Source organism: Actinocorallia longicatena (assembly GCF_039534125.1).
In the GTDB taxonomy this organism is placed as follows: Bacteria; Actinomycetota; Actinomycetes; order Streptosporangiales; family Streptosporangiaceae; genus Actinocorallia; species Actinocorallia longicatena.
The window spans coordinates 1-23,700 of the sequence record NZ_BAAAUV010000044.1 but is presented as its reverse complement, the minus strand read 5'-3'; the positions used below and the strand labels follow the sequence as shown (position 1 = coordinate 23,700).

23 protein-coding genes are annotated in these 23,700 nt (G+C 70.4%); 15 read left to right on the top strand and 8 right to left on the bottom strand.

Features of this window, described 5'->3' with window-relative positions; all coding sequences use genetic code 11:
- The first annotated feature begins 148 nt into the window (after nucleotides 1-148).
- The 3 genes from ABD785_RS39055 to ABD785_RS39045 all read left to right on the top strand — a co-directional run bounded on the left by ABD785_RS39055 (nucleotide 149) and on the right by ABD785_RS39045 (nucleotide 5,424).
- Nucleotides 149-670, top strand: coding sequence for a gamma carbonic anhydrase family protein (locus ABD785_RS39055; RefSeq protein ID WP_344839267.1), 522 nt, complete (start codon nucleotides 149-151; stop codon nucleotides 668-670).
- Nucleotides 671-724: 54 nt separating this feature from the next.
- Nucleotides 725-5,167, top strand: a complete 4,443-nt coding sequence (locus ABD785_RS39050; protein WP_344839265.1) for a hypothetical protein — start codon at nucleotides 725-727, stop codon at nucleotides 5,165-5,167.
- Between the two features lie 95 nt (nucleotides 5,168-5,262).
- Entirely contained in the window at nucleotides 5,263-5,424 is a 162-nt protein-coding gene (locus ABD785_RS39045) for a hypothetical protein (RefSeq protein ID WP_344839263.1), read from the top strand.
- An 80-nt stretch (nucleotides 5,425-5,504) separates the two neighbouring features.
- Here ABD785_RS39045 and ABD785_RS39040 read toward each other — a convergent pair whose 3' ends face one another.
- The 6 genes from ABD785_RS39040 to pstS all read right to left on the bottom strand — a co-directional run bounded on the left by ABD785_RS39040 (nucleotide 5,505) and on the right by pstS (nucleotide 11,397).
- On the bottom strand, nucleotides 5,505-6,677 hold the full coding sequence (locus ABD785_RS39040) for an inorganic phosphate transporter (protein ID WP_344839260.1): 1,173 nt from the start codon (nucleotides 6,675-6,677) through the stop codon (nucleotides 5,505-5,507).
- Complete coding sequence (locus ABD785_RS39035; RefSeq protein WP_344839257.1) at nucleotides 6,674-7,291, bottom strand: DUF47 domain-containing protein; 618 nt, start codon at nucleotides 7,289-7,291, stop codon at nucleotides 6,674-6,676. Before ABD785_RS39035 ends, ABD785_RS39040 begins: the two co-directional genes overlap by 4 nt.
- A 234-nt stretch (nucleotides 7,292-7,525) precedes the next feature.
- Entirely contained in the window at nucleotides 7,526-8,302 is a 777-nt protein-coding gene (pstB, locus tag ABD785_RS39030; protein WP_344839254.1) for a phosphate ABC transporter ATP-binding protein PstB, read from the bottom strand.
- 14 nt (nucleotides 8,303-8,316) lie between these two features.
- Entirely contained in the window at nucleotides 8,317-9,195 is an 879-nt protein-coding gene (pstA, locus tag ABD785_RS39025; protein WP_344839251.1) for a phosphate ABC transporter permease PstA, read from the bottom strand.
- The gene (pstC, locus tag ABD785_RS39020; RefSeq protein ID WP_344839249.1) at nucleotides 9,192-10,175 is read right to left on the bottom strand and encodes a phosphate ABC transporter permease subunit PstC; all 984 of its coding nucleotides are present in this window, start codon (nucleotides 10,173-10,175) and stop codon (nucleotides 9,192-9,194) included. Before pstC ends, pstA begins: the two co-directional genes overlap by 4 nt.
- 112 nt (nucleotides 10,176-10,287) lie before the next feature.
- A complete protein-coding gene (pstS, locus tag ABD785_RS39015) occupies nucleotides 10,288-11,397 on the bottom strand; it encodes a phosphate ABC transporter substrate-binding protein PstS (RefSeq protein WP_344839247.1) in 1,110 nt (369 codons plus the stop codon).
- A gap of 334 nt (nucleotides 11,398-11,731) precedes the next feature.
- Here pstS and ABD785_RS39010 point away from each other — a divergent pair, with 334 nt between their 5' ends.
- Nucleotides 11,732-12,760 (top strand): hypothetical protein, encoded by a 1,029-nt coding sequence (locus tag ABD785_RS39010; RefSeq protein WP_344839244.1) that lies wholly within the window; start codon nucleotides 11,732-11,734, stop codon nucleotides 12,758-12,760.
- Between the two features lie 91 nt (nucleotides 12,761-12,851).
- Nucleotides 12,852-13,262, top strand: a complete 411-nt coding sequence (locus tag ABD785_RS39005) for an ATP-binding protein (RefSeq protein ID WP_344839241.1) — start codon at nucleotides 12,852-12,854, stop codon at nucleotides 13,260-13,262.
- On the opposite strand, the gene mshD is transcribed toward ABD785_RS39005, so the two are convergent.
- Nucleotides 13,243-14,094 (bottom strand): mycothiol synthase, encoded by an 852-nt coding sequence (mshD, locus tag ABD785_RS39000; RefSeq protein ID WP_344839239.1) that lies wholly within the window; start codon nucleotides 14,092-14,094, stop codon nucleotides 13,243-13,245. The two genes, ABD785_RS39005 and mshD, sit on opposite strands and share 20 nt — an antisense overlap.
- A gap of 170 nt (nucleotides 14,095-14,264) precedes the next feature.
- On the opposite strand from mshD, the gene ABD785_RS38995 reads away from it, so the two are divergent.
- On the top strand, nucleotides 14,265-16,028 hold the full coding sequence (locus tag ABD785_RS38995) for a bifunctional metallophosphatase/5'-nucleotidase (protein ID WP_344839236.1): 1,764 nt from the start codon (nucleotides 14,265-14,267) through the stop codon (nucleotides 16,026-16,028).
- A 200-nt stretch (nucleotides 16,029-16,228) separates the two neighbouring features.
- On the opposite strand, the gene ABD785_RS38990 is transcribed toward ABD785_RS38995, so the two are convergent.
- Nucleotides 16,229-16,942, bottom strand: coding sequence for a winged helix-turn-helix transcriptional regulator (locus ABD785_RS38990; protein ID WP_344839233.1), 714 nt, complete (start codon nucleotides 16,940-16,942; stop codon nucleotides 16,229-16,231).
- A 171-nt stretch (nucleotides 16,943-17,113) separates the two neighbouring features.
- On the opposite strand from ABD785_RS38990, the gene ABD785_RS38985 reads away from it, so the two are divergent.
- The 9 genes from ABD785_RS38985 to ABD785_RS38950 all read left to right on the top strand — a co-directional run.
- A complete protein-coding gene (locus ABD785_RS38985; protein ID WP_344839230.1) occupies nucleotides 17,114-17,368 on the top strand; it encodes a ubiquitin family protein in 255 nt (84 codons plus the stop codon).
- 62 nt (nucleotides 17,369-17,430) lie between these two features.
- Entirely contained in the window at nucleotides 17,431-18,141 is a 711-nt protein-coding gene (locus ABD785_RS38980) for an LmeA family phospholipid-binding protein (protein ID WP_344839228.1), read from the top strand.
- Between the two features lie 67 nt (nucleotides 18,142-18,208).
- The gene (locus ABD785_RS38975) at nucleotides 18,209-18,613 is read left to right on the top strand and encodes a TlpA family protein disulfide reductase (protein WP_344839225.1); all 405 of its coding nucleotides are present in this window, start codon (nucleotides 18,209-18,211) and stop codon (nucleotides 18,611-18,613) included.
- 46 nt (nucleotides 18,614-18,659) lie between these two features.
- Nucleotides 18,660-18,782: a putative leader peptide gene (locus ABD785_RS41430; RefSeq protein ID WP_425547874.1), complete on the top strand. Its 123-nt coding sequence runs from the start codon at nucleotides 18,660-18,662 to the stop codon at nucleotides 18,780-18,782.
- Between the two features lie 105 nt (nucleotides 18,783-18,887).
- Nucleotides 18,888-19,316, top strand: coding sequence for a DUF4395 domain-containing protein (locus ABD785_RS38970; protein ID WP_344839222.1), 429 nt, complete (start codon nucleotides 18,888-18,890; stop codon nucleotides 19,314-19,316).
- Entirely contained in the window at nucleotides 19,313-20,152 is an 840-nt protein-coding gene (locus ABD785_RS38965) for a sulfurtransferase (protein WP_344839218.1), read from the top strand. The genes ABD785_RS38970 and ABD785_RS38965 overlap by 4 nt, the downstream gene beginning before the upstream one ends.
- A gap of 36 nt (nucleotides 20,153-20,188) precedes the next feature.
- Nucleotides 20,189-20,497: a DUF1416 domain-containing protein gene (locus tag ABD785_RS38960; protein ID WP_344839215.1), complete on the top strand. Its 309-nt coding sequence runs from the start codon at nucleotides 20,189-20,191 to the stop codon at nucleotides 20,495-20,497.
- Nucleotides 20,498-20,643: 146 nt separating this feature from the next.
- Complete coding sequence (locus ABD785_RS38955; RefSeq protein WP_344839213.1) at nucleotides 20,644-21,618, top strand: hypothetical protein; 975 nt, start codon at nucleotides 20,644-20,646, stop codon at nucleotides 21,616-21,618.
- 298 nt (nucleotides 21,619-21,916) lie between these two features.
- Nucleotides 21,917-23,700: coiled-coil domain-containing protein (locus ABD785_RS38950; RefSeq protein ID WP_344839211.1), on the top strand; the 1,784-nt coding region annotated here is incomplete at its 3' end.

Genomic DNA, 23,700 nt, shown 5'->3' with positions numbered 1-23,700 from the left:
GTGTTCCGGTGGATACCGGCACTGTCAATCAACCTAGGAGCCTGATCTGTGCGTCCTTCCAGGTGAGGGGCCGTGGCGGGTCCTCACATCGTGTCCACGGGTGGGTCCGCCGCGGCCTCTCGACATCGGGTTGGCCACAATACGGGTTATGAAGCTCGTGGGCGCGCTCGGCGCGGATGAACCGGATATCCACCCCTCGGCCTGGGTCGCACCCGGCGCGGTGGTGGTCGGCAAGGTGACCTTGGGACGGGACGTCAACGTCTGGTACGGGACGGTGCTCCGCGCCGACGAGGAGGTCGTGGTCGTCGGTGACGAGTGCAACATCCAGGATCTGTGCTGCATGCACTCCGATCCCGGCTCTCCGGCGATCCTCGAGGAGCGCGTCTCGCTCGGGCACAAGGCGATGGTGCACGGCGCCCATGTCGAGACGGGGTCGCTGATCGGGATCGGGGCGATCGTGCTGAACGGGGCGCGGATCGGCGCCGGGACGCTCGTCGCGGCCGGGGCCCTGGTCACGCCCGGCAAGAAGTTCCCCGGCGGGGTCCTGGTCGCCGGGGCGCCCGCGAAGATCGTCCGGGAGCTCCGGGACGACGACAAGCTGACCCTCGCCTACACCCCGCCCGCCTACATCGAGAAGGCCGCGCAGCACCGCGAAGCCCGCTGGACCTGACGGTCATAGGGCGCAAGCGGGGTCAATGCGGATCGCACCAATTAGCATGGCGAAATGGCATGGGCACCGGGTGGTTCGCGGCAGCAGGGCGATGCGTTCGCTACGGCCGAGCGTGACGTCAAGGCGCTGGTGGGCGCGCGGTCGTGGGCGGGGCAGGCGGCCGGGCAACGGCAGCAGGCCGTCGCGGCCCGGGTACTGGCGCTGCCCGACGGCTCGGAGTGGGTCTTCGGGGCGTGGGCGCGCTGGTACCGCAAGCACGCCGCCGACACCGAGTGGTACCTCTGCCCGCCGCCGTATGCCACCGCCGTGCGCGGCTCCGCCCGGACGGCCGCGACGTCCTCGCCGCTGCCGCCGCACGTCGTCCCGGTCGGGCCCGACTTCTCGGCGGTGACCGCCGCGGACGCGCTGCCGTTCGTGGACGTCGACCTGTCCCGGCTCACCGGGCCCGCGCGGGCGATCGTCGAGGCCGCGGCGGCGCTGTCGCCCGCGGAGTACCCGCGCCCCGAGGCGCCCCGGTGGGTGCAGGAGTTCTCGCCGCACGTCCCGGTCACGGTGGCCGTCACCTGGGGCGTCATGCTCTTCTGCGCGGACGCCCCCGTGTTCGACGCCGCCCTCGACGACTCCCTCCTCGCGCTCTGGAACCCCTACCGGGTCGCCCCGCTGCCGCTGATCGCCGGGCCGCGCTGGCTGACGCCGCCGACCCTGGAGCAGCTCGCCGGGCTGTACGGCGAGCGCGTCCGGGCCGGTGCCTCCGGGGCCGCCTCGGGCATCCTGCGGACGATCTGGGCGACGGCCTCGGCCCTGCGCGAGGAGAAGCGCTTCCGGCCCCGCGCCGACGCCCTTCTCGCGATCCTCGGCGGCGACGGCAAGAACGACGAGCGGGCCGCCCAGCAGAACGACGCCGCGCTCGTCACGGCGTGGATCGGGCGCTGCCCCGGCAACCTGGCGTCGTCGCTGCGGGCGGAGACGTCGGCGGGGGAGCATCTGCGGCACGCCTTCTACGACTTCGCCGAGGCGCTCGTGCCGTCGGCGGGGGCGCCCGGTGACGTCCACTTCGTGGAGCCGCGCCTGATCGCCGCCTCGCTGCTGGCCGCCGACCTCTCCGTGATCCGCCAGGACGTGGTCGGCCAGGTGATCGCCTGGCTGGACCCCGAGGTCCGCTACACGATCCAGGCGATGATCGCCCAGCCGGGGCATCCGCTGCGGCGGCGGTTCTGGCCGGCCGAGACGCACCTGCCCGACCAGCTCCGCCGGGCCACCCGCGATCCCGCCGGGCTGCTCGCCTCGCTCTACCACCTCGATCTGGCCTGGTGCCGGCTGGGCGGCGGCATCCCCGCGCGTCCCCGGGGATTCCCCGCGACGATCGCGCTGCTCACCGAGCTGATCGGGGACCGGGCCACGGGCACGACGCCGCTGGCCCCCGCGGCGCCGAACCCGGTTCCGGCCGCGCCCGCGTGGCAGCAGCCCGTCCAGCCCTCGCAGCCCGCGCCCGACGCCCGTCCGCTGCCCTCACCGCTGACCTGGGGAGCCCACCCGCAGTCGCCCGCCGCACAGAGCCAGCCCTACGGCGTCCCGGCGGGCAGCCAGCCCTGGCCGGGCGCCCCCGAGGCCCAGCCCTGGGCCGCCCAGCAGGACTCCGACGGCCCGCCCGTCGCAGCCGGGCAGCCGTGGGGCGCCCAGACCGGCCCCGACGGGCTGCCGGTGCCGGTGCAGCAGCCGTGGGGCGCCCAGCCGGGGCCGGAGGGACAGCCCGCCGGTCAGCAGTGGGGAGCCCAGCAAGGCGGCCAGCCCGCCGGTCAGCAGTGGGGAGCCCAGCAAGGCGGCCCGGACGCGGGCCAGGCCCGGGACGCCCAGCAGCCCGCCGCGCCGGAGGAGGAGTACGGGGCGCGACGCCCCGCGATCCAGCGCGGGCCCACGGCCGACGAGCTCGCCCAGAAGGCGGGGAAGGTCTTCGGCCGGGTGTTCGGCCGGGCCAAGAACGCCGGCGGGCGTCTGCTCGGCGGCGGCGAGCCCGACCCGCACTCGACCGGGCCGCTCGGCTTCGACCAGCCGGACGGGCCGCGCCAGCCGCCCGTCCCCGGCCCGGCGGGGGAGGCGACCGGAGAACGCCCGCGCGTCGCCCCGGCCCACGGCACCCAGGTCATGTCCGAGACGATGGTCGGCAACTTCCTCGACTACTCGCCGCCCGCCGTCGAGAACACCGGCGGCGGGGACCCGTCGGCCCCGTCCTCCGCTCCGGCGGCGTCGGCCCCGAAGAACGGCGCCCCGACGGTCGTCCGCTCGGGCGTCACCTTCGTCTACGGTCCCGAGGACGACGCCGCGGAGTTCCTCGACTCCCTCCCCGTCTCCGCGACCGCGGGCAACGCCACCCAGATCGTGACGAACACCCCCTCCGCCGACCAGAACGCCACCCAGCCGAACGCGCTTCCCCAGCCGGGCCCCTTCGACCGGACCCTGGTCCAGGGCGTGGAGCAGGTCCAGGGCGTCCAGCCGCAGGCGGGCCCGCTCGACCGGACGCTCGTCCAGGGCTCGCAGCCGCAGGCCGGTGCGCACGACCGGACCCTGGTCCAGGGCGTGGAGCAGGTTCAGGGAGCGGAGCAGCAGGGGGCCGTGGACGCGCACGCGACCATGCTCGACCAGGGCGAGGTCGCGGCGGCGCTCGCGGAGGCCCGCGGCGGGCGGGCGATCGACCCGCATGCGACCGTCCAGGACTCCGAGGCGCTGCTGGAGGCCGTAGCGGAGGCCAAAGCGGGGCAGGTGGACCAGAACGCGACGCTGCTCGACCAGGGGGCGCTGAACGCCGCGCTCGCCGAGGCCAGGGGCGCGATGCCCACCGCGCCGGACGCGAAGGCCGGGGAGCGGCCCCCGCGCCCCGACGCCCACGCGACCATGCTCGACCAGGGCGGCGCGCAGGGAGCGGGGCGGGTGGACCCCAACGCCACCTCGCTCGACTCGGCCGCCTTCCAGGCCGCCGCCGCGGAGGCGCGCGGCCGGCGGGCCGACCCCCACGCGACGATGATCGACTCCAGCGGCGGGGCCCCGCGGACCATGCTCGACCAGGGCGGCGCCGCCGTCGCTCCGAAGGGCCCCCCGGCCGTGTCGGTGCTGCTGGTCGGCGGGGTCCACACCGGCCAGCGGAGGCTGACGCGCATGATCGCGCAGATCGTCGGCGACGGCGGCTACCGGCTGTCCGACGCCGAGGACCTGCGCGGCCTCGCCCTGGAACGGCTGGCGACCCTGTTCGACCCCGGCGGCCAGACCGTCCTCATCGAACGCCTGGACGCCGCGATCCTCGAGGCCGCGGACCCGAAGGTCTTCCTCAGGGCCCTCAGGACGATCCGGGGCAGGGCCGGTACCCCGATGATCGCCACCTGCGATCCGCGCTCGTTCAAGCGCTTCGTCCAGGACCATCCGGAGGTGCAGGAGATCTTCCGGGTCTTCCGGCTGCCGGAGCTCCGCGACGTCGAGCAGCGCTCGACGCTCCTCGGCGTCCTCGCCCAGGAGCGCAGGGCCTCCCTCGACGGGGCCGCCTGGGCCGTCGCCCGCGAGGATCTGGGACGCCTGCGCGGCCCCGGCGACCTGTCCGGGGCGCGGCTGGTCGAGGCCTACCTGGACCGGGCGTGCCAGCGCGCACTGGGCCGGGGCGCCCGCGACGGCCTGGTCGTGCGGGCCGAGGACCTGACGGGCGTCGCCGAGTCGATCGAACCGGCGCTGCGCCCGGCCGGAGACGTCGAGGGCTACCTCGAGACGCTCCGCGACCTGCTCGGCATCCCCGAGGTCAAGGCCGATGTCGAACGGCTCGCCGAGGAGGCCGACGGTCCGGTCAACCTGCTCTTCGAGGGCCCGTCCGGCACCGGGAAGACCACGGTCGCCGGCCTGGTCGGCGGGATCTTCGGCGCGCTCGGCCTGCTGCCGTCCGGCCATCTGATCCAGTGCCGTCCGGTCCATCTCCAGGGCCGGGACGCCCTCGAGACCGAGCTGAAGGTCGCGGGCATGGCGCAGCAGGCCGACGGCGGCATCCTGCTCGTCCAGGACGCCGACCGGCTGCCGCAGGCCGTCGTGTCCGAGCTGTTCCGCGGGATGCGCGAGCACCCCTACATGCTGATCATCGCGGGCACCGACCTGTCGAGGTTCCTCCAGGCCAACCCGGACGTCGCCGCGACGTTCCAGCGGCTCACGTTCGTCCCGCCCAGCGACCGCGAGCTGGTCAGGCTGTTCACCGGCCTGGCCGAGAACAAGCTCTACCTGGTCGAGGAGGAGCTGCGGGTCGAGCTGATGGCCAGGATCGCCCGGGCCAGGGACGGCGAGGGCTTCGCCTACGGCAGGACCATCCGCGAATGGTTCGAAGAGACGGTGGTCCGCCAGGCCCGCAGGCTCGCCGGCGCGCCCGGCGCCGACGCGCTGACCGTGGCGAGGCTGACGGTCCGGGATCTTCCGGAGAGCAACCTCGAGATCATTCTGGGCGAACTCCACCAGACCAGGCGCGCGGAGGAGTAGCCACCGAATGGCCCGCTTGGGTCATGGGATCCGGGCGGGCGGCGTCGTAACCTTGGCCGTGGGTGTGGGGACCATGGGAACGGAGGTGGAACGCGATGCGCTTGACCGAACTCGACCGGCGCTTGCACGACGACGTGGCGCTCGGAGAGATCGAGCTCTACTCGGAACTGCTCGGCGCGGTCGCCACCGCTGAGAGGCAGCTCACCGCTGCCGAGATCGACATCGTGCTCGGAGTTCGCCCGGAACCGAACGCGTAAGACGACGGAAGAGCCGCCCGGACGACGGTCCGGGCGGCTCTTCCGTGTCCGCGGCCCCTCAGGAGCCCGCGAATGCTGATCTAGTCGACCCCGAACAGCTTCAGCAGCCCGAACACGATCGCCGCCATGGCTCCGGCCGCCGGAAGCGTCAGGATCCAGGCGATGAGGATGTTGCCGGCCATGCCCCAGCGCACCGCCGAGAGGCGCTGCGTGGAGCCGACGCCCATGATCGCCGAGGAGATCACGTGGGTGGTGGAGATCGGTGCGTGGAACCCGATCGCCGCGACGTAGAGGATGGACGAGGCGGTGGCCTCGGCCGCGAACCCCTTCGGCGGGTCGAGCTCGATGACCTTGCGGCCGAGCGTCCGCATGATCCGCCAGCCGCCCGCGTAGGTGCCCATCGACAGCACGAACGCGCTGACGAGGATCACCCAGAGCGGGACGTGCCCGGTGTCGGTCTGGTAGCCGGTGGCCACCAGCGCCAGGACGATCACGCCCATGGTCTTCTGCGCGTCCTGGAGGCCGTGCCCGAAGGCCATGGCCGCCGCGGACAGCGACTGGGCGATGCGGAAGCCCCTGCCGACCTTGCTGGGACGCGCCCGGCGGAAGGTCCACAGGATGGCGACCATGAACAGGTAGCCGAGCAGGAAACCGGCGATCGGCGAGAGGATCATCGGGATGATGACCTTGTCGACGACCTTGTCCCAGCCGATCGTCGTGGCCGCCGCGATGCCCGCGCCGACCAGGCCGCCGATCAGGGCGTGCGAGGACGACGACGGCAGCCCGAACCACCAGGTGATCAGGTTCCAGATGATCGCCCCGGCCAGCGCGGCGAAGACCACCGCGAGCCCGCTCACGCCCGACAGGTCGGGCAGGATGTCGGCGATCGTCTTGGCCACCCCGACGCCCACGAACGAGCCGAGCAGGTTCATCACGGCCGCCATCAGCAGCGCGGCACGCGGCGTCAGCGCCCGGGTGGACACCGACGTCGCGATCGCGTTGGCCGCGTCGTGGAAGCCGTTGGTGTAGTTGAACCCGAGCGCGACCGCGACCACCAGCACCAGCCAGATGCTCTCGGCCGACGGGCCGAGCCACAGGATGGCGATCACCCCCGCCACGACCGAGACGGCCGCGCCGGCGAGGGTCACATGGAGCGTCCGGCGGCTCTGCTTGGCCTCCGGCCTGGGCGAGGGCGGCGGCGTCAGGGTCTTGACGCCCTCGACCTCGTCGGTGACGGGTCCCTCCGTGGTCATGATTCCTTGACCGCGATGGTCTCGACGGTGTTCGCCACGTGCTCGAACGCGTCGGCCGCGTCCTCGAGACGGTCGATGACCTCCTTGAGCTTCATGACCTCAAGGGGCTCGTACTCGCCGCTGAACAGGTGGGCGAGCAGCTTGCGGTAGATCTGGTCGGCCTGGTTCTCGAGACGGTTGATCTCGATCCAGAAGGCGTTCAGTTCCCGCAGGGTCTTCAGCCGGGGCATGGCCTCAGCGGTCAGCTCCGCCGCGCGCTCGAGGACCTCGACCTGACGGAGGACGTCCTTGGGAAGGCGTTGGATCTTGTAGAGGACGACCAGGTCGGCCGCTTCCTCCATGTAGTCCATGACGTCGTCGAGCTGGGACGCCAGATCGTAGATGTCCTCCCGGTCGAACGGAGTGATGAAGCTCTCGTTGAGCCGGTGCATGATCGCATGAGTGCATTCGTCGCCCGCGTGTTCGCAGGCGCGCATCTTCTCCGCGATGGCCTCTCTGTCAGCGCCTTCGCTGATGAGCTCCACGAGCAGGCGGGCTCCGGTGACCAGGTTGTTCGCCGAATCGGCGAAAAGGCCGTAGAAGCCGTCTTCACGCGGTGTGAGACGCAAGCGCACGTTCTTCTCCTAGTGCGGGAACTGTCCGCAGGCGATCGTAGGCGGTCATGCCCGGTATGACGAACTTTCACCGAGGTTTTTCCGCCCGGCCACCAACCCCTCTCCGGAGATGGTTGCCGGTGATCAACTTCCGCACACCCCTGACACGGACGTTTTCGCGCGCCATGGCCACCTGTTGACCTTGGAAAAGCGGCGGGGCCCGCCTTCCGGCAGGCCCCGATCACGTGCTGGACATCACCCGAAACGGCCGGTGATGTAGTCCTCCGTCGCCTTCTCTCCGGGGTTGGTGAAGATCTTGGAGGTTTCGTCGAGCTCGATGAGCTTGCCCGGCTTGCCGGTGCCCGCGATGTTGAAGAAGGCCGTGCGGTCGGAGACGCGGGCGGCCTGCTGCATGTTGTGGGTCACGATGACGATCGTGAACTGGCTCTTGAGCTGGGCGATCAGGTCCTCGATCGCGAGGGTGGAGATGGGGTCCAGGGCCGAGCAGGGCTCGTCCATGAGCAGGACCTGGGGCTGGACCGCGATGGCCCGGGCGATGCACAGACGCTGCTGCTGACCGCCGGACAGGCCGGCGCCCGGCTTGCCGAGGCGGTCCTTCACCTCGTTCCACAGGTTCGCGCCCTTGAGCGACTCCTCGACGATCCCGTCGAGCTGGGAGCCGCCGCGGACGCCGTTCAGCCTGAGGCCCGCCGCGACGTTCTCGTAGATCGACATCGTCGGGAACGGGTTGGGCTTCTGGAAGACCATGCCGACGACGCGGCGGACCGCGACCGGGTCGACCCTGTCCTCGTAGAGGTCCTGGTCGTCCAGGAGGACCTTGCCCTCGACGCGCCCGCCGGGGATGACCTCGTGCATGCGGTTGAGGGTGCGCAGGAAGGTGGACTTCCCGCAGCCGGAGGGGCCGATGAAGGCGGTGACCGAACGGGGCTCGATCGTCATCGACACGTCCTCGACCGCGAGGAAGTTGCCGTAGTAGGCGTTGAGTCCGGAGATCTCGATGCGCTTGGCCATGGGACGGAAACTCCTTAACGGATCGAGGTACGGCGGGCCACGAGCCGGGCGCCGAGATTGAGCAGCATGATGATGAGGATCAGGGTGAGCGCTCCGGCCCAGGCCCGGTCGGCCGAGAACTGGTTCGGGTCGCCGGACTGCTCCCAGATGAAGGTCGGGAGGCTGGAGATCGACCCGCTGAACGGGTTGGTGTTGATGACCTTGGTGGTGCCGATGACCAGCAGCAGCGGGGCCGTCTCGCCCATGACACGGGCGACGGCCAGCATGATGCCGGTGATCATTCCGCTGAACGCGGTCGGCAGGATGACCTTGGTGATGGTCCGCCACCGGGGGACGCCCAGCGCGTAGGAGGCCTCGCGCAGCTCGTTCGGGACGAGCTTGAGCATCTCCTCCGAGGACCGGACGACCGTCGGGATCATCAGGATGGCCAGAGCGAGGGCTCCCGCGAAGCCCGAGGCCTGGTTGCCGAGGACCAGGATCCAGAAGGCCAGGATGAACAGGCCGGCGATGATCGACGGAACGCCGGTCATGACGTCGACGAAGAAGCTGATGATGCGCGCCAGCCGCTTGTTCTGGCCGTACTCGACCAGGTAGACCGCGGTCAGGACGGCGATCGGCACGGCCATGATCGTCGTCAGGAGCATGATCTCCAGCGTGCCGACGATGGCGTGGTAGGCGCCGCCGCCCGGCTGGAACCCGGCGACCCCCTTGGAGGAGTGGCTCAGGAAGTCGCCGTCGAGGCGGGAGATGCCGCTCTTGACGACCATCCAGATCAGCGAGATCAGGGGGACCAGCGCGAGCCCGAAGAACACGTACATCAGGCCGTGCATGATCCGGTCGACGGTCTTGCGCCTGGCCGAGATCTGCGGCAGCGCGGGGGACGGGGCGCTCACACGAACTCCTTGCGACGCGCGACGATCGCCCGCGCGGCCATGTTGACGATCATGGTGATGAAGAACAGGACGAGGCCGGAGGCGATGAGCGCGCCGCGGCCGATGTCGCCCGCCTCGCCGAACTTCAGCGCGATGTTCGAGGCGAAGGTGCTGCCACCCGTCTTGAGCAGGTGGAGGGTGATGCCGGGGGCCGAGGCGAGGACCATCGCGACGGCGATCGTCTCGCCCATCGCGCGGCCGAGGCCGAGCATCATCGCCGAGATCATGCCGGAGCGGCCGAACGGGAGGACCGCCATGCGGATCATCTCCCAGCGGGTCGCGCCGAGCGCGAGAGCGGCCTCGATGTTGGGCCGGGGCACCTGCTGGAAGACCTCACGGGAGATCGAGGAGATGATCGGCAGGATCATGATGGCCAGGACGACCCCGGCGGTGAACAGCGAGCGTCCGCTGACCTCCGCCTCCGGCCCACCGAAGATCGGGAACCAGCCGAGGTGGGCGTTGAGCCAGACCGAGAAGGTGTTCATCTTCGGCACGAAGAAGATCAGGCCCCACAGGCCGTAGACGATGCTGGGCACCGCGGCGAGCAGGTCGATGACGTACCCCAGGCCGTCCGCGAGCCGCTTGGGCGCGTAGAAGGTGGTGAACAGCGCGATGCCGATCGCGATCGGGGTCGCCAGCAGCAGCGCGATGGTCGAGGCGGCGACGGTGCCCCAGGCCATCTGCAGGATCCCGAAGCGCGCCGGGATCGAGTTGGCGTCCCATTCCTCGGACGTCAGGAAGTTCGCCTCGTTCGCCTGCAGCGCGGGGATCGCCTTCCACACCAGGAAGACCGCGATGGCCGCCATGATGACGAGGACGAACACGCCCGAGCCCAGTGAGGCTCCGTAGAACAGCCGGTCGCCGTTGCGTCCGGTGCTCGTCGGCTTGCGCGGTGCCCGTACCGTCGTGGCGGCGGTGTTCACCTCGTCGAAGCTGGTCACCCCAACCCCTCCTTCAGGGTTCTTTACTTCATGTTCGGAAGCGGGTGCGGCCCCGCCACCCGATCGGGTGGCGGGGCTGCGGTCGTGCCTGCGGTTCAGCGCTCTGCTCGGACTAGGAGAGGGCGGCGACGGAGGCGCGGACCTTGGTGATCAGGCTGGCCGGGATCGGGGCGTAGCCGATCTTGACGAGCTCGGCCTGGCCGGCGTCGCTCGCGGTGTAGGTGAGGAAGGACTTGACGAACTTGGCCTGGTCGCCCTCGAGGCCCTTCTCGCAGGCGATCTCGTAGGTCACCAGGACGATCGGGTAGGCACCCGGGGTCTTGGTGGCGTAGTCGATGTCGAGCGCCAGGTCGTTGCCGGTGCCCTTGACGGCCGCGCCCTCGATGGTCTTGCTGGCGGCCTCGGGGGAGACGGCGACGTACTCGCCGTTGCCGTTCTGGACCTTGACGGCCGAGAGCTGGTTGTTGGTGACGTAGGAGAGCTCCACGTAGGAGATCGAGCCGTCGGTCTGCTTGACGACCGTGCTCACGCCGTCGGACTTGGCGGCACCCTGGCCCGCGCCGGCGATGGCCGACGGCCACACCTTGGCGTGCTCGTAGCTCCACTGGTCCTTGGCGGTGACGCCCAGGTACTTGGTGAAGTTGTCGGTGGTGCCCGACTCGTCGGAGCGGTAGACCGGCTTGATCGCGGTCGAGGGGAGGGTCGCGCCCTTGTTCTCGGCGGCGATCTCCGGGGCGTTCCAGGTCTTCACCTTGCCGGTGAAGATCAGCGCGAGGGTCTTCGGGGACAGCTGGAGGTCCGAGACGCCCTTCACGTTGTAGACCACGCCGACCGGGCCGACGACCATCGGCAGGTTCAGCGGGGTGTTGCCGCCGCAGCGGGCCTTGGCCGGGTCGACCTCTTCGGGCTTCAGGGCCGAGTCGGAGCCCGCGAAGGCCGCCTGCTTCTGGGTGAAGGCCTGGATGCCCGCGCCGGAACCGGCCGGGTTGTAGTTCAGGACCGCCCCGTCGCAGGTGGCGCTGTACCCGTTCGTCCACGCCTCGACGGCGTTCTTCTGGGCGGACGAGCCGGCGGCGTTCACAGTGGCCTTGACGCAGTTCGCGTCGCCGCCGGCCGGAGCGGCCGTGGTGCCACCGTTGTCGTCCGAGCCGCACGCGGAGAGGGCGAGGGCGCTGGCGAGCACGACGCCGCCCAGCGCGGAGAGCCGGATGCCGTTCTTCACGGGGAATTCCTCCTGGTTAGGTGCGGTGTCCCCGTGGCTGATCAGGGTGATGGGGTCACCGTCGACTCAGAAGTTAGGAAGCCCAGGTGAACGACTCGGACCGGTCCAGGTGAACGCACTGTGAACAGGGCCGGTCTGGTCTGGGAAGAATGTCTCGATTTGGCATTGCCGGAAGGTGAACAAGCTCACGTCCGCGCCGCAGCCCTTACGGACAAGGGCTTTCCGGCCCCGGGAGGCCCGCGGACGGCCCGGGCGCCCGGCCCGTCTGGTAACGGCTCGGACCCGGCCACCGAGATGCGCGGCGCGAGAATCCCCGATCGCGGACCATGGATCCATGGCCTTCCCGCCTCCCGGCCCGGGTGACCCCCATGGTCCCGTCCACCGCCGTCCCGCGCCACCCCCGCAGGGCGTCCCGCCGCGGCAGGGCCCTCCGCCGCCGCAGGGGCCCGGATATCCGCCCGCCTGGCAGGGTCCGCCGCCGCAGGCGCCCTGGCAGGGCCGGCGGCCGCCGCGCCGCCCGGTGGACTGGTGGAAGGTCGTCGCCTACATGGTCGCGACGCTCCTGGTCCCGCTGCTCATCGCCGGGGGGACGCTCGCCGCGAACTACTACCTGGCCCCCGCCGAGCAGGACCGCAGGGAGAAGGCGAAGGAGCAGGCGCTGGCGGTCGAGGCTCCGCTGCGGGTCAAGCTCGCCGACACCTGGTCCAACGACGCCTACATGATCTGGGTCTGGGACGAGCGGCTCCGGCCCTCGGCCGTGACCGAGCTGCTCAGGCTCCCCACCACGGATCCCGAGATCGCCGCCTTCGCCGCCGACCACGGCGGGATCCGCACCGAGGGCGCCTGCATCGACGAGCGCTGCGGGCTCAGCCAGACCCGCTTCAAGCTGACGCTCACCGGCCACCGCACGGGCCGCGTCCGGATCGACCAGATCTCCGGGCGGATCCTGGACCGCCGCCCCCCGCCCCGCGGCACGCTCCTGGTCCTGCCGAGCGCCGGGGCCTCCGAGGTCGAGGGCGGCGCGATCACCCTCGACACGAAGGACCTGCGGCTGCACGCCATCGACCAGGGAGGCCGGCCGCAGCGGCCCTACTTCGACGTCAGATCCGTGGACCTGGAGCGGGACGAGTCCCTGGCCTTCGAGATCTTCGCCTACAACGGCGGCGACGACGTCGACTGGGAGCTCGTCCTCGACCTGACCGTCGACGGGAAGGCCGAGCAGATGACGGTCCGCGCCGACGGAAGCCCCGTGGGCCCGCCCTTCCGCAACCCCGGCGGGACCCTCGGCACCCTCACCTACGGCTCGGAGTTCTTCTGCGCGACGGGCGCCGCGCACTGCACCCCGGGTGTGCCGCGTGACTGAGCCGTCACCCCGCAGGGCGTGTGCCCCGGCCCGGGAGGGGCACAGGGTCTAGGTCGGAGTGTCCGATCTGACTGTTGAGGCGGTGGAAGCGATGACGACCGGAAGACTGCTCGGCTCGGTGACCCTGCCGGGAACCGCGGAGAACGTCGGCGAGACCCGCAGGTTCGCCGGACGCCTGCTCTCCGAGGGCGAGACGGCCGACACCGTGGTCCTGCTCGTCAGCGAGGCGGTGACCAACAGCGTGGTCCACTCCCGATCGGGGAGCGGCGGGATGGTCACCCTGTCCCTGATCGACCTGGGCGGCGACGTCCTGCGGGTCGAGGTCGTCGACGACGGCGCCGCGACCGTCCCGACCCCCCGCCGCTCCGACACCACCAGCCTCGGCGGCCGCGGCCTCGAGCTCATCCAGGACCTGACCGAGCGCTCGGGCTGGGACCCCATAGGCTCCGACGCCCTCTGCACCTGGTTCGAACTGCCCGCGTCTACCCCTTGGCGTACATGACGTCGGTGTGGTGGCGGGTGAAGCCGAGCGAGTCGTAGAGCCGGACGGCGCCGGTGTTGGACTCGTCCACGTAGAGCAGGACCGCGGTCAGGCCCTTCGACTTGAGGTAGTGCAGCCCGGCCAGGGTGAGCGTGCGGCCCAGGCCGACGCCCTGGATGGACGGGTCGACGCCGACCACGTAGACCTCGCCGATCCCCTCGGGGTGGATCTTCGTCCAGTGGAAGCCGACCAGCCGGTCGCCCTTGGTGGCCAGGAAGAAGCCCTGGGGATCGAACCAGGGCTCGGACAGCCGGTGGTTCAGGTCGTCGAGGGTCCACTGCCCCTGTTCGGGGTGGTCGGCGAAGGCCACGGTGTTGAGGCGCAGCCAGGCTTCGGCGTCCGTCGGTTCGAAGGTCCGCAGGGCGAAACCCGCGTGGATTCGGAGGACGGGCAGCGGCGTGGACAGGGGCCGGCGGAGCTGGAAGAGCGCCCGTACGCGCGAGAGCCCCAGGGCGGCGGCGAGGGCCGCGGCCTCCGGGAGGTCCCCGTGGGCCCAGATGCGGGCGTCGTCGCCCAGGAGGGCCACCAGGGCGCGCCCATGGCCCTGCCTGCGGGCGGAGGGGTCCACGACCAGCTCGGCCGAGCCGGAGTCGTCGCGGAAGCCGTAGCCCGCGAGGACCCGGTCGCCGCCCGGGACGTCCTGGTGGTGAAGGATGTGGTGGCCGCCGCCGTGCCGGACTGCCAGCAGGGTCTGCTCGGACAGGGCGGGCGTGCCGTCGTGCTCCTCGGCCCGCTGGGCCAGGGAGAGGACGGATGCGGTCTGCTCCGCGGACAAAGTTGAAACGGCGGTCATAGATCGCCAGCTTATGCCGCTGTTCACTGGTATGACATCACAAGGTGGCCAAGGATGAAGACGCCGATTATGGGATGTACGTACAAGTGACTCGGCGCTGTTCCTTCTCTATCGTCCGGCATAGTCCCCATCACTCCGTCCAGGGAGAGACCCCCTCAATGCTCATACGTATGACGCGCCTGCGGGTGCTGGCCGCGGCGGGCCTCGCGGTCGCCGCGACGCTCTCGATGACCGGCCAGGCCAACGCGGGCGGCGAACGCCTCGTCCCCGTCCGCCTGCTGGCGCTCAACGACTTCCACGGAAACCTCGAGCCCCCGACCGGGTCCTCCGGCCGCATGATCGACGAGAACGGCGCCACGGTCGACGCCGGCGGCGCGGTCTACGCGGCGGCCTGGATGAAGCAGCTCACCAACGAGAACACCCTCAAGGTCGCCCAGGGCGACCTGATCGGCGCGTCGCCGCTGGTGTCGGCCGCCTACCACGACGAGCCCTCGCTGGAGTTCCTGGGCGACCTGGGGATCACCGCGTCGGCCGTGGGCAACCACGAGTTCGACGAGGGTTACAGCGAGCTCAAGCGCCTCATCAAGGGCGGCTCGCACCCGGTCGACGGGGACACCCCCGCCGGTCCGTGGCAGGGCACCAAGTTCACCTACCTGGGCGCCAACGTCCTGCTCAAGGACGCCACCGAGCTCCCCGACCTGCCCGGCTACGAGATCCTCCAGGACGTCGCTCCCGGCAAGCTCCGCAAGGCCCTGCGCGACTACGGCATCCCGGCCCTGCCGCCGATCGCCGTCCGCGAGATCAACGGGGTCAAGATCGGCTTCATCGGCGCGGTCACCGAGACCACCCCGACGATCGTGACCGCCTCCGGCATCCAGGAGCTCAAGTTCGGCTCCGTCGTGAAGTCGGCCGAGTTCGGCTCGCGCCTGCTCGACCTGCTCAACGTCAAGGCCCAGGTGCTGCTCGTGCACGAGGGCGACAACGTCCTCACCGGCAAGTCGCCCGACGCCTGCTCCACCACCAACGACCCGGACGGCTCCAGCGGCAACGGCACGGACATCGCCACCCAGGTCGACCCCGAGATCGACCTGATCCTGTCCGGCCACTCCCACCAGGCCTACGTCTGCAAGGTGAAGGACCCGGCGGGCAACGACCGGCTCTACAGCCAGGGCGGCTCGTTCGGCCGCGTCATCTCCCAGGCCGACTTCAAGGTCGACCGCAAGACGGGCCAGGTCGACCGCTCCACCGAGACGGTCGACAACCAGATCGTCACCCGGACCATCGCGCCGGACCCCGCGACCGCGCAGTTCGTCCAGCTCTGGAAGGACCGCGTCTCGGCCGTCGCGAACAGGAAGGTCGGCGACGTCACCGCGGACCTCAACCGGGTTGCGGCCCCGACCGGGGAGACCACGCTCGGCGACGTGATCGCCGACGCCCAGCTCGAGGCCACCGTCACCGGCGGCGGGGCGCAGATCGCCCTGATGAACCCGGGCGGCGTCCGCAACGACCTCGTCTACGCGCCCGACGGCGTCGTCACCTACGGCGAGTCCTTCGCGGTGCAGCCGTTCAGCAACCTCATGCAGGTGGTCACCCTGACCGGCGACCGGCTCGACGCCCTGCTCGAGCAGCAGTGGACCGCGGCGAAGACGACCGTGCTCCAGCCGTCCAAGTCGCTGTCCTACACCTACAGCCCCGGCAACGCCTTCGGCTCGAAGGTCTCCGACATCAAGATCAACGGTGTTCCGGTCGTCGGCACGGACTCCTACCGCGTCGCGGCCAACAACTTCCTGGTCGGCGGGGGTGACGGCTTCTCCGTCTTCCTCCAGGGCACCGACCTGTGGAGCGGCCCGATCGACCTGGACGCCTTCAACGCCTACCTCGGCGCGCACTCCCCGGTCTCGCCCCCGGCGCTCGACCGCATCACCCTCGGCTGACCTCCGCTCCCGCTCCCGGTGGTCCGCCGCCGGGAGCCGGACGGAAGCGAAGAAACCCGCCGGGCCCAGGGCCTGGCGGGTTTCTTCGTCGACGGAGCGGGACGCGGCGGCCGGACGGGCTGGAGGGAGCCCGGACGCCGGACGCGTCATGCCTCGTCGCTGAGGACGGAGCTAGAACGTTCCAGGTGCGCGTTTCCGCGCTAGGAACGGGTGGAGAGCACTTCCTCGTGGTCGCCGGGGCGGTGGTCGGGAACGAATCGGTAACCGACGTTGCGGACGGTGCCGATCAGCGACTCGTACTCCGCGCCCAGCTTGGCGCGCAGGCGCCGCACATGGACGTCGACCGTCCGGGTGCCGCCGAAGTAGTCGTAGCCCCAGACCTCCTGGAGCAGCTGGGCGCGGGTGAAGACCCGTCCCGGGTGCTGCGCCAGGTACTTGAGGAGCTCGAACTCCTTGAAGGTGAGGTCGAGTACCCGGCCGCGCAGGCGCGCCGTGTACGTGGCCTCGTCGATGGTCAGATCCCCGCTGCGGATCTCCCCGGGCTGGTCGTCCGGCTCACCGGCCGAACTACGGCCGATCGCCAGCCGCAGCCGGGCTTCCACTTCCGCCGGGCCCGATGCCTGCAGCAGGACGTCGTCCAGGCCCCACTCGGGGGTGAGAGCGGCGAGACCGCCCTCGGTGACGATCGCCAGCAGCGGGCAGTCCAGTCCGGTGGTGCGCAGCAGCCTGCACAGGCTTTTCGCCTGAACCAGGTCGCGGCGCGCGTCGACGATGATCACGTCGGCGGGTGGCGCGTCGATCAGCGCGGATGCCTCCGCCGGAGCGACGCGGATCGAGTGCAAGAGCAAACCCAACGCCGGCAGAACCTCATCAGATGGTTCCAGTGCGTTGGTGAGCAACAGCAAGCTGCTCAACGGCCGCCTCCCTCTCCTGCCTCCAGGGCTGTTAAGACCCCAAAAAGACGTCAAGGACCCGGGGGCCTCGCTGCCCGGATCCTTCGCTTGAAGCTTATACGAGTGCCACAAAGGGGCAATGGCCGTCGACCTGTTTCATTACGGGCGATACATGAATGAGATCCTTGGACGATGGCCAATGGTGTGATCCGGTACTGGGCCGCGGCCCGAGCCGCGGCGGGCGTCGCGGAAGAACCCTACGCGGCGGCGACGCTCGCCGAAGCGCTGCAGAACGCCTGCCGGGCAAGGGATTCCGAGTTCGGGCGGGTCCTCGTCCGCAGCTCGTTCCTGCTCGACGGGCGCCAGGTGGGCAACAGGCCCCATGACTCTGTGCAACTGACCGAGAACGGAGTGCTGGAGGTGCTGCCGCCCTTCGCCGGTGGCTGACATCACACCCGCGAACCGGGTAGGGATCCCCTTCGTCTCAATATCTGGAAGGGTGGGGGGTCATGCGCAAGTTTCTGCTCGTACTGCTGGTCCTGGTCGTCGTCGGGCTGGTCGGTTCGGATCGGTTCGTGAAGGCGCGCGCCGAGTCGGAGATCGCCAAGCAGGTCGCGGCGCAGTACGCGCTGCCCAAGGAGCCGTCGGTGGAGATCGGCGGGTTCCCGTTCCTGACCCAGGCCGTCAGCGGGAAGTACGAGCGGATCGATGTGGCGATCGGCGACTACACCCAGCAGGGCGTGACGGTGCAGGACGTGCGGATCAGGCTGACCGGCCTGAACGCCCCGCTCGGCGATCTCGTCAGCGGGGAGAAGGGCAACCTGAGGGCGCGCGAGGCGACCGCCTCCGCGGTCATCCCCTACGGCTACATCCAGCAGCAGGTGGCCTCCCGCGGGGTGACGAAGGTGTCGCGCAGCGGTAATGCCGTCAGGCTTGACGGGACCTATGCCTTCATGGGCCTGTCCACCCCGGTCGGCGTGGTCGTCTCGATCCGCCCGACCAAGGAGGGGATCCTGGTGACCCCGCAGTCCGTCGACGTGGTCGGCGGGCTCGTCCAGGTGCCGATCGGGCTGGTCCAGGAGCAGTTGAGGACCCTCATCCCCGTCACGGGCCTGCCGATGGGGTCGCGGATCACCAAGGTCGAGCCGACCGACGCGGGCCTGCGGGTCACCGGCGAGGCCGACAACGTGCCGCTGAACGAGCCGATCCCGGTCAGCTGACCCGCCGGGAGGCGGCGGGCGCCGCGTGGCAGGGAAGCGACGGGCGCCGCGTAGCGTTGACCTCCTCATGACGGGAATCATCGTGGCGCTGGGCGTCCTGCTGGCTTCGACGGCCTTCGGGCTCGTCTGGCGGCGCAGGACGGGCCGGCTGAAGGAGCAGCGGAGGACAGTGGAACGCGCCTGGGATTTCGATCTTGGAGAGAGGGCCACTCTCGTCCAGTTCTCCAGCGCCTTCTGCGCGCCGTGCCGGGCCACCAAACGCATTCTGGGCGAGGTGGCCGAAATGATCCCCGGGGTGTCCCATGTGGAGATCGACGCCGAGTCCCGGCTGGACCTCGTCCGGGACCTCAACATCCTCAAAACCCCCACTGTGCTGGTACTTGACCGAGCGGGAAAGATCGTCCAGAGGGCGGCCGGTCAACCCCGGAAAGCCGATGTCATAGCGGTTTTGGGACGGTCCATACCCTCGTGACCTGCGGGTATGACAGGAGTCACTGTCTCGATGGGCGAGACGGGAGGTGACATTCGGGAAGAACCCCCGTAACATCGTGTCCGTGCGCTACTTGACCGAGCAGAAGCTGACGAAACGACGGGCAGTCGATTACTGCCGCGTTTCGACCGCGCTCTGTCGCATGGCCTGAGAACAGCCGCTGCATTTATTCGCCGCTGTTGCAGGGTGGGTTGAATTCACCGCCTCTGCACCCTGCCAGGCTCGCACTTCCACTCCTGATCGGGAGTCACTCCGCATGAAAATCGACCCAAGAGGTCAGCGATTTTCCGCTGCTCTCGCGACGATCGTCCTGCTGGTGGTTCTCGCAACGGGATCGTGGCCGGTGCTCGCCGCTCAGGCCGTGGTGTTCGCTATCGGAGTCTTCTTCGGACTGCGTCACCATCCGTACGGGCTGATCTACAGCCGCTTCGTGCGACCGCGCTTGAGCCCTCCAGGAGAACTCGAAGACGAAGCCCCGCCGCGTTTCGCGCAGGGCGTCGGTCTCGGGTTCGCGCTGGTGGGCGTGGCCGGATACAGCCTGGGAATCGAGTGGCTGGGGATCACAGCCACCGCCTTCGCGCTGGGGGCGGCCTTCCTGAACGCCGTGTTCGGGTTCTGCCTCGGCTGCGAAATGTTTCTGATCATCAAGCGTGTCAGTCCGAAGAAGAAAGAGGTTCACGCATGAGCCGCAACGACGTCCTGGTCGACGCAGCCTGGGTCGAGGCCAACCTTGACGCCCCCGGCCTGGTTCTCGTCGAGGTCGACGAAGACGTGTCCGCCTACGACAAGGGCCACATCCGCGGCGCTGTCAAGATCGACTGGAAGTCCGAGCTCCAGGACCCGGTCCGCCGCGACTTCGTCGACCAGGTCGGCTTCGAGCAGCTCCTGTCCGGCAAGGGCATCGCCAACGACGACCTGGTGATCCTCTACGGCGGCAACAACAACTGGTTCGCGGCCTACGCCTACTGGTACTTCAAGCTCTACGGCCACTCCAACGTCAAGCTCCTCGACGGCGGCCGCAAGAAGTGGGAGCTCGACTCCCGCGAGCTGGTGACCGACGTCCCCGCGCGTCCGGCCACCTCCTACTCCGCCCAGCCGCAGGACCTGTCGATCCGCGCCTTCCGCGACGAGGTCGTCGAGGCCATCGGCAAGGAGAACCTGATCGACGTCCGCAGCCCCGACGAGTTCAGCGGCAAGCTGCTCGCGCCGGCCCACCTGCCGCAGGAGCAGGCGCAGCGCGCCGGCCACGTGCCGACCGCCCGCAGCATCCCGTGGTCCAAGGCCGCGAACGACGACGGAACCTTCAAGTCCGACGACGAGCTGCGTGAGCTCTACACCGAGGCCGGCGTCGACCTGGCCAAGGACACCATCGCCTACTGCCGCATCGGCGAGCGCTCCTCGCACACCTGGTTCGCGCTGCACGAGCTGCTCGACCTGCCGAACGTCAAGAACTACGACGGTTCCTGGACCGAGTACGGCTCGCTCGTGGGCGTGCCGGTCGAGCTCGGCCCCGCCAAGTAATCCCGCCGCACACACCTAGTTTCAAGGGAGCTCACCATGACTCAGGGATGCGCAGCGCCGGCGCAGACCGCGCACCTGCCCGCGACCGTCGACCTCAACAACGAGGCCGTCATCCAGGGCACCGTCAGCCGCGATGGGAACCCGGTCTCGGGGGCCTACGCCCGACTCCTCGACTCGACCGGTGAATTCACCGCCGAGGTCGTCACCAGCGAAGAGGGCATCTTCCGCTTCTTCGCCGCCGACGGTGACTGGACCGTCCGCGTTCTCGCCCCCGGTGGCGTGAGCGTCGACAACCAGATCGCCGCCCGTACGGGAGAGATCTCCGGCCTCGCGGTCGCGATCTAACAAGGTTCGTCGTCGTGTGACACCGACACCTCCGGAGCCCCCGCGTCCTGCACGGACGCGGGGGCTCCGGCTTTCCCGCGTGTTCTCGACCGCACTTGTGGGATTTCCGGCCGCATCGGACGGTCTGAGTAATAAGGTGCCACGTTATGGCCAATTGGACGCCTCAGTCGCAACAGCCCGAGCAGCCCCATTTCGGGCCGGGCGCCGGCAGCGAGGACGAGGGCACCCTGCTGGGGACCCCGATCGTCCAGCCCGGTGCGGCCGCACCGTTCCCCGGTCAGCCGCAGCAGGCGCCGCCGCTCCCGCAGTACGCGCAGATGCCCGCGGCCCCGATGTACGCCGGCGCCCCGCCGCAGCCCGCCCCGCCGCAACCCGCCCCGCAGTACGCGGGCCCGCAGCATCCGGCGCCGCCGTTCGGGCAGCCCGGCGCCTACGGCCCGCCGCCGAAGCGGACCTCGTCGTCGGCGGTCGTCGGCCTCGTCGCCGCGGTGCTGCTCGTGGCGTCCGCGGTGGGGGCCGTCGGGGTCAAGGTCATGCGCGCCTCGGAGAAGGACGCGCGGCCGGGCACCGCGGCCACGGGCCCGACCGCCTCCCAGCCGCCCGCGACGGCCACGCCCAAGACCCGGCCGCAGACGGCACGGCCGGTCAGGGCGACCGTGCCGAACATCTTCAAGGATCCCTCGATCAGCACGTTCTACGAGGACACGTTCTTCCGGGCGGGGGCCACGGCCGGGACGTGCAGGAAGCAGGCGCCCGCCGCCTTCCTGAAGGTGCTGGCCAAGCATCCGTGCATCGGCCCGTTCCGGGCGGGGGTGTACGTCAACGCCAAGAAGTCGGCCGTCATCACCATCGTCGTGATGCCGTTGCGGTCGGCGAAGGACGTCGCCGCGGTCAAGGGCGCCGACGTCTATCCCTACCTGCTGAACCCCGGGCGGGAATCCGGCGTTCCGTCGATCAAGGGCAAGAAGGTCGGGACCTGGAACAGGGTCTACAGCTTCAGCAACTTCGTCATCTTCGCGATGGCGCACCGGCCCGACGGCAAGAAGCGCGACCCCAGCGGGATCGTGCAGAAGTCCGCCGCCCACCTCGGAGCGGAGTTCGCCGGCCTGCTCCAGTGGTGACCCGCCGGACCTCTCCGCCTCGTCCGGCCCGACGGCACGGCATCCCCGGATGAACCGGACGACACGCCCGATGATGGCTGACCGGATCCGGCCAGGATCGCGACACGCAATCGGGGTTGTTGGGCCGGTTTGCGCGTATTGCCATACTTGGCCGGAAGGCTGTCCGGCTGTTCCGTTGAACTCGGGACGGCGAAGCGGCAGGCTTCTTACTCTGTCCCTGTAGGGCCCGCGCGGCCCTCTCCACCGGAAGGAACAGAGGGGCCCAGTGGTCGTGACGAGCCGGGTGACACGGTAGAAGATGAACCGTGTCTATGTCGGTTGGCGCTACGACCAGGCGCATCCCGATCCAGGACCCGAGCCGCGCCGTCCCCAGGCGCCGCTGGCCGTTCCCGCCACCTGGCAGGAGGAGGCCGAGCGGTACGAGGGGGAGACGCTCCTCAACCGCCCACTGAAGTGGACCATGGCGGGGGCGGCCCTGGCGGCCGTCGGATTCGTCCTTCTCGGGCTCTGGGCGCTGCTGCCCTGGCCGTTCGCCGGGGTCGGGCTGCTCGCCTGCGGTGTCATCGGCGGGATCACCGGCTGGTCGATCTGGCAGGGCGAGCAGGCGATGCGGATCAGGAAGCGGGCGGAGAAGGCCCGCCGCGACCGCGAGCAGGTCCGGCTCGAACAGCGCAGGGCCGAGGCCGAGGACAGTTACGCCCTGGCCCGCAGCCGCTGGGAGGACAAGCGGACGGCGTTCGAGAACCAGCACGAGTGGCATCCGGTGCCCGTCCCGTCGGGCGTCGACCGGGTCGACGTCGCGGGCGGCACGCTGTCGGGCTGGTCGGCGGCCGTCACCCTGATGGGGGCGGCGCGGCTGACGGCGGGATCGCAGGTGACGGTCGTCGACCTGTCGGAGGGCGCGGTCGCCCAGGAGCTCATCGACCTGTCGCGTGAGGATCCGCTCGTCTGGGTGCTGCCCTCCGACCTCAAGCGGCTCGATCTCGGGGCGAGGCTGACGCCCGACGCGCTCGCCGACGTCCTGTCGCAGACGGTGAACGCGACCGAGCCCGAGTCGACCGTCCGGGACGCCTCGATCGACAACTCGATCCTCGAGCGCGTCATCCGGGTGCTCGGCGGCACGCCGTCCGTCGCCCAGATCACCGCCGCGCTGCGGGCCCTGGCCGAGGTCGGCGACCCGCGTGACGACCTGCGCGCGGGCCTGCTCACCGACGCCCAGCTCGACGCGATCTCCCATCTCTTCGGCCGCACCGCCGCCGACCGGGTCGTCCTCGAACGCGCCTGGACCCTGGAGTCGCAGCTCCGGACGCTCACCGACCTCGGCTCCGACCCGGTGGCGCTGCCGCCCGCCCAGCTCCGCGTCCTGTCGCTGGACCGCAGGTCGGGGGTGTCGACCAACCGGGTGCTGGCGACCTACGTGACGACCACGCTCACCCACATGATCCGCCAGGCCCCGACCTCGACGCCGTGGAGCCACACGGTCTTCCTGTGCGGCGCGGAGAAGCTGCGCGGCGACGTCCTCGACCGTCTCTCCGACGCCTGCGAGACGACCGGCACGGGCCTGGTCCTCATGTACCGCACGATCGCTCCGCACGTCAGGGAGCGGCTGGGCCGCGGCAACTCGGCCGTCGGCTTCATGCGCCTCGGCAACGCCGACGACGCCGCGGCCGCCGCCGGCTACCTCGGCACCGAGTCCCACCTCCTGCTGTCGGAACTCACCGAGACCGCCACCCCCGCCGACCCGACCGACCCCTACTCCAGCACCGTCGCCTACGCCCGCCGCAGCTCCGGCGGACACGCCCTCACCGAACCGGTGATCCGCCCCTCCCCGCCCCCACGCGCCCTGGCCGACGCCATCGCCACCGGCACCTGGCCCCGCACCCTCACCCCGCCCGACGGCCCCGGCCGCTCCCGCGAACTCCGCCCCGAACGCCGCCAGCTCCAGGACCTCCCCCCGACGGCCATGGTCTTCACCCACGCCAACACCGTCCACCTCGTGGACGCCAACCCCGGCATCATGACCCTCCCCACCGCCCACCCCCTCTCCGACGACGAAACCCCCCTCCCGGCCCCCACCCCGCC

Excerpts from the sequence above, each read along its gene's own strand:
- ABD785_RS38970 (WP_344839222.1), top strand. The coding sequence starts at position 18,888 with ATGAAAATCGACCCAAGAGGTCAGCGATTTTCCGCTGCTCTCGCGACG.
- ABD785_RS38980 (WP_344839228.1), top strand. The coding sequence starts at position 17,431 with ATGCGCAAGTTTCTGCTCGTACTGCTGGTCCTGGTCGTCGTCGGGCTG.
- mshD (WP_344839239.1), bottom strand. The coding sequence starts at position 14,094 with ATGACCGCCGTTTCAACTTTGTCCGCGGAGCAGACCGCATCCGTCCTC.
- ABD785_RS39005 (WP_344839241.1), top strand. The coding sequence starts at position 12,852 with ATGACGACCGGAAGACTGCTCGGCTCGGTGACCCTGCCGGGAACCGCG.
- ABD785_RS39050 (WP_344839265.1), top strand. The coding sequence starts at position 725 with ATGGCATGGGCACCGGGTGGTTCGCGGCAGCAGGGCGATGCGTTCGCT.
- ABD785_RS39045 (WP_344839263.1), top strand. The coding sequence starts at position 5,263 with ATGCGCTTGACCGAACTCGACCGGCGCTTGCACGACGACGTGGCGCTC.
- ABD785_RS39010 (WP_344839244.1), top strand. The coding sequence starts at position 11,732 with ATGGCCTTCCCGCCTCCCGGCCCGGGTGACCCCCATGGTCCCGTCCAC.
- ABD785_RS38975 (WP_344839225.1), top strand. The coding sequence starts at position 18,209 with ATGACGGGAATCATCGTGGCGCTGGGCGTCCTGCTGGCTTCGACGGCC.
- ABD785_RS39055 (WP_344839267.1), top strand. The coding sequence starts at position 149 with ATGAAGCTCGTGGGCGCGCTCGGCGCGGATGAACCGGATATCCACCCC.
- ABD785_RS38995 (WP_344839236.1), top strand. The coding sequence starts at position 14,265 with ATGACGCGCCTGCGGGTGCTGGCCGCGGCGGGCCTCGCGGTCGCCGCG.
- ABD785_RS38955 (WP_344839213.1), top strand. The coding sequence starts at position 20,644 with ATGGCCAATTGGACGCCTCAGTCGCAACAGCCCGAGCAGCCCCATTTC.
- pstB (WP_344839254.1), bottom strand. The coding sequence starts at position 8,302 with ATGGCCAAGCGCATCGAGATCTCCGGACTCAACGCCTACTACGGCAAC.
- ABD785_RS38985 (WP_344839230.1), top strand. The coding sequence starts at position 17,114 with ATGGCCAATGGTGTGATCCGGTACTGGGCCGCGGCCCGAGCCGCGGCG.
- ABD785_RS38960 (WP_344839215.1), top strand. The coding sequence starts at position 20,189 with ATGACTCAGGGATGCGCAGCGCCGGCGCAGACCGCGCACCTGCCCGCG.
- ABD785_RS39040 (WP_344839260.1), bottom strand. The coding sequence starts at position 6,677 with ATGACCACGGAGGGACCCGTCACCGACGAGGTCGAGGGCGTCAAGACC.
- ABD785_RS38965 (WP_344839218.1), top strand. The coding sequence starts at position 19,313 with ATGAGCCGCAACGACGTCCTGGTCGACGCAGCCTGGGTCGAGGCCAAC.